The 1,427-nt window shown below is 56.1% G+C and carries 1 rRNA gene; it reads left to right on the top strand.

The window, feature by feature from the left end:
- Positions 1-1,393 (top strand): 23S ribosomal RNA (locus tag OU415_RS38170); the annotation flags it as partial.
- Positions 1,394-1,427 lie beyond the last annotated feature (34 nt).

Here is a 1,427-nt window from a genome sequence, read left to right as displayed (position 1 = left end):
CCATTGTGGGTGAGGGGTGATGCGTAGCCGTTGTGGTGATGTGAGTGATCCCATGCTGTCGAGAAAAGCCTCTAGCGAGTGTGTGCATGGCCCGTACCCGAAACCGACACAGGTGGTCAGGTAGAGAATACCGAGGCGGTCGGGTGAACTGTGGTTAAGGAATTCGGCAAATTGCCCCCGTAACTTTGGGAGAAGGGGGGCCACTGCTGGTGAACCCACGTGCTGGGGGAGCTGGTGGTGGTCGCAGAGGCCAGGGAGAAGCGACTGTTTACTAAAAACACAGGTCCATGCGAAGCTGTAAGGCGATGTATATGGACTGACGCCTGCCCGGTGCTGGAACGTTAAGAGGACCCGTGAACCCTTTGGGGTGTAGCGGAGAATTTAAGCGCCAGTAAACGGCGGTGGTAACTATAACCATCCTAAGGTAGCGAAATTCCTTGTCGGGTAAGTTCCGACCTGCACGAATGGCGTAACGACTTCTCCGCTGTCTCGACCACAGGCCCGGTGAAATTGCAGTACGAGTAAAGATGCTCGTTTCGCGCGGCAGGACGGAAAGACCCCGGGACCTTTACTATAGCTTGGTATTGGTGTTTGGTTCGGCTTGTGTAGGATAGGTGGGAGACTGTGAAGCATTCACGCTAGTGGGTGTGGAGTCGTTGGTGAAATACCACTCTGGTCGTTCTGGGCATCTAACTCGGGTCCGTGATCCGGATCGGGGACAGTGCCTGGTGGGTAGTTTAACTGGGGCGGTTGCCTCCTAAAGGGTAACGGAGGCGCCCAAAGGTTCCCTCAGCCTGGTTGGCAATCAGGTGTTGAGTGTAAGTGTATAAGGGAGCTTGACTGTGAGACTGACGGGTCGAGCAGGTGCGAAAGCAGGGACTAGTGATCCGGCACTGGCTGGTGGAAGCGGTGTCGCTCAACGGATAAAAGGTACCCCGGGGATAACAGGCTGATCTTGCCCAAGAGTCCATATCGACGGCATGGTTTGGCACCTCGATGTCGGCTCGTCGCATCCTGGGGCTGGAGTTGGTCCCAAGGGTTGGGCTGTTCGCCCATTAAAGCGGCACGCGAGCTGGGTTTAGAACGTCGTGAGACAGTTCGGTCCCTATCCGCCGCGCGCGTAGGAGACTTGCGGAAGGCTGTCCCTAGTACGAGAGGACCGGGATGGACGAACCTCTGGTGTGCCAGTCGTTCTGCCAAGGGCGTGGCTGGTTGGCTATGTTCGGGAGGGATAACCGCTGAAAGCATCTAAGCGGGAAGCCTGTTCCTAGATGAGGTCTCCCACCCCTTTGTGGGTTAAGGCCCCCAAGAGATGATTGGGTTGACAGGCCAGATATGGAAGCACAGTAATGTGTGGAGTTGACTGGTGCTGATAGGCCGAGGACTTGTCCACAAGGATGTACTCGCACTCACTATATGGTGTCTGA

Source organism: Saccharopolyspora oryzae (assembly GCF_027853915.1).
GTDB classification, from domain to species: domain Bacteria; phylum Actinomycetota; class Actinomycetes; order Mycobacteriales; family Pseudonocardiaceae; genus Saccharopolyspora; species Saccharopolyspora oryzae.
The sequence above is the reverse complement of the archived record's forward strand: the minus strand, read 5'-3'. Positions and strand labels throughout refer to the sequence as shown.